Raw genomic sequence first — 3,815 nt, 5'->3', positions numbered from 1 at the left:
CACGCCAGATGCAACGCCACCAACGACGACGAACACGCCGTGTCCACCGTCACCGCAGGACCCTCAAAACCAAAGGTGTACGCCAACCGACCCGACAGCGCGCTGCCCGAGACGCCGGTCATCGCATAGCCCTCAAGGTCCTCGCCGGAGTGCCGCAACAGGTCCGCGTAGTCCTGCTGGGCCATGCCCACGAAGGCGCCGGTGCGGCTGCCCCGCAGGTCGGCGGGGTCGAGGCCGGCCTTTTCGAAGGTCTCCCAGGCGGTCTCCAACAGCAGCCGCTGCTGCGGGTCCATCGCCAGCGCCTCGCGCGGGCTGATCCCGAAGAACCCCGCGTCGAAGGCCGCCGCGTCGTAGAGGAAACCACCCGCCCGCGCGTACGAGGTGCCGGGGCGCTCCGGATCGAGGTCGTACCGCGCCGCCACGTCCCAGCCCCGGTCCATCGGGAATCCCGCGATCGCATCCCTGCCCTGGGCGAGCAGCTCCCAGAACTCCTCCGCGGAGCGGACGCCACCGGGGAAGCGGCACGCCATCCCCACCACGGCGATCGGCTCGTCCGTCGCGATGGGCCGCAGGTCGGCGGAGGACGGCGCATCGGCCGTTCCGGCGACGCCGAACAGCTGCTCCCACGCGTGGCGAGCGAGCGCGGCCGGGTGGGGGTAATCGAACACCGCGGTGGCGGGCAGCCTCAGGCCGGTGGCGGCGTTGATCCGGTTGCGCAGCTCCACGGCGGTCAGCGAGTCGAAACCCAGCTCGCGGAAGGCGCGCTCCGGCGGCACGGCCGCCGGGCCGAGGTGGCCGAGCACGGTGGCCGCGTGCGTACGGACCAGCTCGACCACCGCGCGCCGCTGCTCGTCCGCCGTCAGCCCGGCCAGCCGAGCCCGGAGCGTTCCGGCGGCCTCGGCGTCGCCGCGGCCCGCGGCCTCCCAAGCCTCCCGGGCTTCGGGGATGCCGCCGATCAGGGGATCGAGTCCAGCGGCGGGGGCGTTGTCGACGAAGGCCCGCCAGTCGATGTCCGCGACGGTCAGACAGGTCTCGTCGTGCTCCAGCGCCTGCCCGAGCGCCGTCAAAGCCAGCCGGGGGTCCATCGCCGCCATCCCGTGGCGGCGCAACCGCCCGGCGTCCGAGGCGGCGTCCGCCATTCCGCCGCCGGCCCAGGCCCCCCACGCCACCGAGAGGCCCGGCAGCCCGAGGCCGCGCCGATGCCGGATCAACGCGTCCACTTCGGCGTTCGCCGCGGCGTAGCCGCCCTGCCCCGCCGAGCCGAACGTCGCCGCCGCCGAGGAGAACACAACGAAGGCCGCCAGGTCGGCGCCGTGCGTCAACTCGTGCAGCTGCCACGCCCCGACCGCCTTGGCCTGCCGCGCCGCCTCCAGCCGCTCCGGGGTCAGCGTCGCCAGGACGGCGTCGTCCAGCGCGCCCGCCGCGTGCACCACCGCCGTCAGCGGGGCGTCCTCCGGCACCCCCGCCAGGATCCGCGCCAGCGCGGCGCGATCGGCCACATCGCACGCCGCCACAGTCACCCGGGCCCCCAGCCCGGTCAGCTCGTCCCGGAGCCCCGCGGCGCCTTCGGCCGCCTCGCCGCGCCGACTCAGCAGCAGCAGATGCACGGGGCCGCGGCCGGCCAGCCACCGAGCCACGTGCGCGCCCAGCCCGCCCGTACCGCCGGTGATCAGCACCGTGCCGTGGGGCCGCCACTGACGCCCCGGCTCTGCCCCGGCCAGCGGGGCCCGCTGCAATCGGCGAACGAACACCCCGGACGCCCGCACCGCGCACTCCCGCTCGGGCCCCGCCACCACCCGCACCAGACTCCGCGCCGCCCGCGCGTCCAGCGGCTCCGGAACGTCGACCAGTCCGCCCCACACCTCGGGAGCCTCGAGGGCCGCCACCCGTCCCAGCCCCCACACCTGGCCCAGTCCGGGCGACACCACCTCATCCCCGCCGCCCACCGACACGGCGCCGCGGGTAACACACCACAGCCGAGCCGCCACTTCGAGCTCGCCCAGGGCCTGGAACCACGCCAGGAGCAGCGCCCCCGCGCCCCGGCCGCCGCCCGCCAGCAGCAACACCACACCGTCCACCTCCGGCGCGGACTCCGACTCGGCCCGCAGCCACTCCGCCAGCGCCTCACGCTCCACGCCCCCCTCGGCGGCCGCGTGGAGGGTCGCCCGGACCCCGGACCGCTCCAACTCCGCCACGACGGGCGATCCGTCCGCCCCATCGGCAGCGACCACCAGCCAACGTCCCGTCGGCGCCCCCGGGCCACCGTCGCCGGCCGATCGCCACACCTCCCGATAGCGCCACCCGTCCACCACGCCACGGTCGCGGCACCCTCGCCACCAAGCCCCCAGCGCGGGCACCAGCGTCCCGAGGCAGGCCCCCTCGTCCACCCCCAGCAGCGCACCCACGCGCGGGACATCGCCCCGCTCCACCGCCTCCCACAGCGGCCCCTCACCACCTCCCGCCCCGGACCCGCCGGGCCCGGCCGACTCCAGCCAGTAACGCTTCCGTTCGAAGGCATAGGTCGGCAGCTGCACGCCGCCACGCACGCCGGCCGCCCACCCCATCGCCCGGGACCAGTCCACCTCCACCCCGGACACGAAGAGCCGCGCGAGAGCGGCGAGCAGGGTCTGGTTCTCGCCGCGGTCGGACCGCAGGGCCGGGGCCAGGACGGCGTCCTCGGTATCGGCTCCGGGCTCTTCGGCGGCGAAGGCGTCCTGGACCAGGCCACAGAGTGTGCCATCCGGGCCGAGCTCCAGAAAGGCACGTACACCCTGGTCCCGCAGCCACGCCACCCCGTCGCCGAAACGCACCGCTGCCCGGGCGTGCCGCACCCAGTAATCCGGCGTGGCGAACTCCTCGGCGGGCAGCGGAGCGCCGGTCACGTTCGACACGACCGGGATGCGCGCGGGGTGGTACGTCATGCGCTCCGCCTCCTGGCGGAACTCCTCCAGCATCTCGTCCATGCGGGGCGAGTGGAAGGCGTGGCTCACCCTCAGCCGCCGCGTGCGGTGGCCGCGCTCCGCGCACCGCCCGGCCAGCTCCCCCACGGCGTCCTCGTCCCCTGACAGCACCACCGACCGGGGGCCGTTGACCGCCGCCAGGCCCACCCTGGCCGTCCCGGGAGAGCCGGTTTCCGCCGCCGCCAGCAGTTGCCGTGCCTCCCGCTCCGAGATCTCCACCGCCACCATGGCCCCGCCCGCGGGAAGCGCCTGCATCAGCCTGCCCCGGGAGACGACCAGCCGTGCCGCGTCCGGCAGCGACAGCACGCCGGCCACATGTGCGGCCGCCAGCTCTCCCACCGAGTGTCCGAGCAGAAACCGGGGCCTGACCCCCGAGGTCTCCACCAGCCGGTACAGCGCGACCTCCAGCGCAAACAGCGCGGGCTGCGCGAACTCGGTGCGCGCGCACCGCTCGGGTGCGGACGCGTCGTCCGCGAAGAGCAGCTTCCGTACGTCGGGGCCGCCCGCCGTCGTGAGCTCCGCGCATACGGCATCGAAGGCGGCTGCGAACACGGGAAACGTCGCATACAACTCACGCCCCATGCCGACGCGCTGCGACCCCTGGCCCGTGAACAGCACCGCCATCATGGCTTCGTCAGTGTCGCGTCGCTCCGTCAGGCTCTCCACCAGCTGGGGGGCCGGCGCCCCGGCCGACAGCGCGTCCAGGCCGCGTACGAGCTGTTCGCGGTCCTCGGCCACGATCACGGCGCGGCGCTGGAACACCGCACGCTCGGTCACCAGCGCGCGGGCGACATCCGTGAGCCCTTCGCGGTCCGCGACAAACTCCCGCAGCCGCCGGGCCTGCCCCCGCAGCGC

1 protein-coding gene is annotated in these 3,815 nt (G+C 75.2%); it reads right to left on the bottom strand.

The features are described 5' to 3' along the window. Positions 1-3,815, bottom strand: a 3,815-nt coding sequence (locus tag PV419_RS52675; protein WP_319701212.1) for an SDR family NAD(P)-dependent oxidoreductase, incomplete at both ends; no start/stop codon positions are given.

The sequence above is a fragment of the Streptomyces sp. ME19-01-6 genome (genome assembly GCF_033793745.1).
Classification (GTDB): Bacteria; Actinomycetota; Actinomycetes; order Streptomycetales; family Streptomycetaceae; genus Streptomyces.
Note: the sequence above shows the minus strand (reverse complement) of the source record. Positions and strands in the feature narration are given on the sequence as shown.